This is a genomic window from Pedobacter sp. (assembly GCF_035566355.1).
Classification (GTDB): domain Bacteria; phylum Bacteroidota; class Bacteroidia; order Sphingobacteriales; family Sphingobacteriaceae; genus Pedobacter.
Genome location: NZ_DATMRL010000380.1, coordinates 1 through 3,700, shown reverse-complemented (window position 1 = coordinate 3,700; position 3,700 = coordinate 1). Strand labels below are relative to the sequence as shown.

Annotated in this window: 3 protein-coding genes; all 3 read left to right on the top strand. The window is 35.8% G+C overall.

The features are described from left to right. Window positions 1-602: RagB/SusD family nutrient uptake outer membrane protein (locus VNZ46_RS14550; protein WP_325560807.1), on the top strand; the 602-nt coding region annotated here is incomplete at its 5' end. Window positions 603-631: 29 nt separating this feature from the next. Then, window positions 632-3,364: an alpha/beta hydrolase family protein gene (locus VNZ46_RS14545; RefSeq protein WP_325560806.1), complete on the top strand. Its 2,733-nt coding sequence runs from the start codon at window positions 632-634 to the stop codon at window positions 3,362-3,364. Window positions 3,365-3,397: 33 nt separating this feature from the next. Further along, window positions 3,398-3,700 (top strand): hypothetical protein (locus tag VNZ46_RS14540; RefSeq protein WP_325560805.1); only part of this gene is annotated, 303 nt, incomplete at its 3' end.

Genomic DNA, 3,700 nt, shown 5'->3' with positions numbered 1-3,700 from the left:
GGAATACGCAAGAAGCACAGGTTTTTGTAATGCCATCTGGAGGACCATCCCGAGTTAACCCCGTTTATTTGAGTACCGAATTGATTAAGGATTTCGAAACGGGAGATCAACGAAAAGATAACTGGACAAGCAGTGTAAATGCAAATAGCACGATCTATTATTATCCATATAAATACAAGATTAAAGCATCAGTTGTACCGAGTGCACCCGTTACGGAGTACAGTACGGTAATGCGCTTAGGGGAATTGTATTTGACCCGGGCAGAGTCCAGGGCTAGGTTAGGTAAGCTTAATGATGCCATTTCTGATGTTGATCAGATCAGAAACAGGGCAGGTTTGCCTTTGGTTAAGGATATTAATCCGAATATTAATCAAGAAGATTTGATTACGCTTATTCTAAAGGAAAAAAGAATAGAGTTGTTTAGCGAGTGGGGACATCGTTGGCTGGATTTGAAACGGACAGGAAAAGTAGACGAAGTGATGTCTAAAGTTACGCCAAAGAAAAGTAATGGAGGCGTATGGAAAAGTTACCAGCAGTACTATCCGATTGGCACTTACGAATTACAAAGTAATCCAAATTTAACGCAAACCCCAGGATACTAATAATAACAGTGATGAGATTTTTTTTAACAATGATGATGATTTTCTGTGCAAACTTTTTGTTTGCACAGAAGCCAGTAATAGATTCTACAGCCTATAAAACTTGGCCTTCCTTAGGAGGACCAATAATTAGTAAAAATGGACAGTATGTATTTTACGATATTAACAATATATCAGTAGGAAGCAGAACTTTCGTGGTCCAATCTACAGATGGGAAATGGAAAAAGGAATTTAAAGGAGGATTGATCGAGAACTCAGGGATTCTTAGTGATAAATATTTCTTATTTAATACTAAGAAAGATAGTATGGGGATGCTTACGCTCGGAACTGATCAAATTCAATATATTCCAAATACCTTATGGTACAATCTTAAGGAGAGTAAAGGAGCGGAATATCTGTTTTATCCCTCTAGACTTAATTCAAAGGACTTAGTTTTAAAGAATTTGAAAACTAATAAAGAAAGAATATTTGCTAATGTGGATAGCTGGAGTTTTGATAAAGATGTACTGGTTTTATTCAAATCAATTAATGGGAATGATCAGAAGCAATCTGTAAATATTGCAGATATAGCTAACGGTAAGGTCTGTAAAATATGGGAGGGGAATAAACCCGAAAATCTAATTCTTGATGTAAAGCATCAGCAGTTGGCTTTTAGAACTGGAGATTCGGTCTGGTATTACAAGATGGGTTCCTCTCAGGCAGTTTGTATCATCGGGAAAAATGCTGCGAATATAGAGAAGGGATTAGACTTAGGATATCTCAGTTCTTTTAGCAAAGACGGGGAACGTATATTCGCTTCGTTAACGAAAAAGGGGAATTCAAAGCCACAGTCAAAAAAAGTTGTTGAATTATGGAGCTATACAGATACAGTCCTGCAAAGTGAACAGAAAACGGAAGTCGGTGATCAGACCTACCTCGCCGTCATTAATATTGCAGATCGAAATATGATACGATTGCAACACCAAACATTTGCAGGCCTTCAGTTTCCAACATCTGAAGGTGTGAGCGATACAATAGCTTTAATACAAAATCCTATTATAGGTGATCGTTGGAGTATGACTTATAAATGGACCTGGGATTTGGTTTCAGTAAAGAATGGCAACAGAAAAAAATTAAATTTTTTAGATAATTTAAAATCATCCTTAGTTCAACTCTCACCATGTGGAAAATATATCATCTTCTTTGATACAACCAAACAGGATTATTTTAGCTATGAGATTTCTACTAAAACAGTTCGAAATTTGACGAAAGGTCTTAATGTATCATGGATTGGTATTGATCATAATGATACAGATGAAGCAAAAGGCGCCCGAGGAATAACTTCCCTTATTTGGCTAGAAAACGATGAATCTGTATTCATTTATGATCGATATGATATCTGGAAAATAGATCCGTTAGATAAACAAAAAGCTGTTAATTTAACTAATGGGTACGGTCAAAAGAATAATGTCATTTTTAATTATGCATTTGACTTATTTAAAGGAAATATACTCAATAAGAATGAAAAACTATATCTAACTGCTTTTAACAACGAGAATAAAAGCAATGGCTTTTTCGTGAAACAATTGGATAAAGCAGGAGATCCTGAACTTTTACATATGGGAGCCTATTTGTATCAAACAAATATTGTTGGTTACGTTCCGGACGATTCTGATTTCTCGCCAATTAAGGCAATGAAATCAAATATGTATGTTGTTCGAAGAATGAGTCCTACTGATGCTCCAAATTATTTCAGCACTAAAGACTTTAAAACTTTTACTAGGTTGAGTGATTTGCAGCCGCAGAGAAAATACAATTGGTATACTACAGAATTGCATAGCTGGAAATCATTGGATGGAAGAACTTTAAAGGGTATACTATATAAGCCAGAGAATTTTGACCCAAACAAAAAATATCCTATTATCTTTCATTATTATGAACGTAAATCAGATGGATTGAATGCATTTATCACCCCTACGTTATTATGTAATGGTTGCAATATTGATATACCAACTTATGTAAGTAATGGATACTTGGTGTTTACTCCAGATATCTATTATAAAGTAGGTGATGCTATGCAGGGTGCCTATGATGCAGTAATTTCTGCAGCTAATTATGTTTCAACCTTGTCATTTGTTAATGCAAAAAAAATGGGAATTCAGGGCTGTAGTTTTGGAGGATTACAAACCAATTACCTGGTAACGCATACGAATTTATTTGCTGCTGCTGAAAGTTCTTCTGGGCTTGCTGATTTGGTAAGTAATTATGGAAGTCTTGGTGATCGTGGTATATATAATGGACAAAATTTTCACGAAAACGGCCAACTTAGGATGGGAGGAAGTCTTTGGGAAAGACCAGAAGTCTACATCAAAAACTCACCAATTTTTCAGGCAGATAAAGTGACCACCCCTTTTTTAATTATGCACACTAAAGTAGATGATGGATGTCCTTTTATCAATGAAATAGAGCTTTTTATGGGATTGAGGCGATTGGGTAAGAAGACGTGGATGTTAGTTTATCCTAAAGGAAATCACGGGCTTTCGGACAAAGATGAAGTAAAGGATTTCAGCATTCGAATGATGCAGTTCTTTGATCATTATCTCAAAGGTGCGCCAGCACCACTATGGATGTTAGATGGAACACAGGCATCAAACGAAGGGATAAATGACGGTTTCAAACTTGACGATTCAGGCAGGACTCCTGGGTCTGGGCTATTGTCTCCAATCGAACAAAAGAAAGTGGACGACATGATGACTAGAAAACCTATAAATATCATATTGAAATAAATAATAAGTAAGAAAAACTAATAGAACACACATATGAAAACAATGCTATTAAGTTTGGCTTTTTTAAGCCTTACAAGCCTGGGCTTTGCTCAAAAAACGAAAAATTTCAAAATCATGCCGTCCCAGGCAAGAGAAGCAAAAGAAAAGGGGGATGCAAAGTTAGCTGACTCTATAGCTCAAGATTATATTAATAATTACTTGTTTAAGTTGAAAGAAGGTCAACTAATGACCAAGGACAATTTGAGCTTTATTCGAGAATTCATTAAGATGGATGGCAAGGGATTTAATCTCTTTAGGAAACAATCTGAAAAAGTGAATACTATTCTCGGAGACTAT

Excerpts from the sequence above, each read along its gene's own strand:
- VNZ46_RS14545 (WP_325560806.1), top strand. The coding sequence starts at position 632 with ATGATGATGATTTTCTGTGCAAACTTTTTGTTTGCACAGAAGCCAGTA.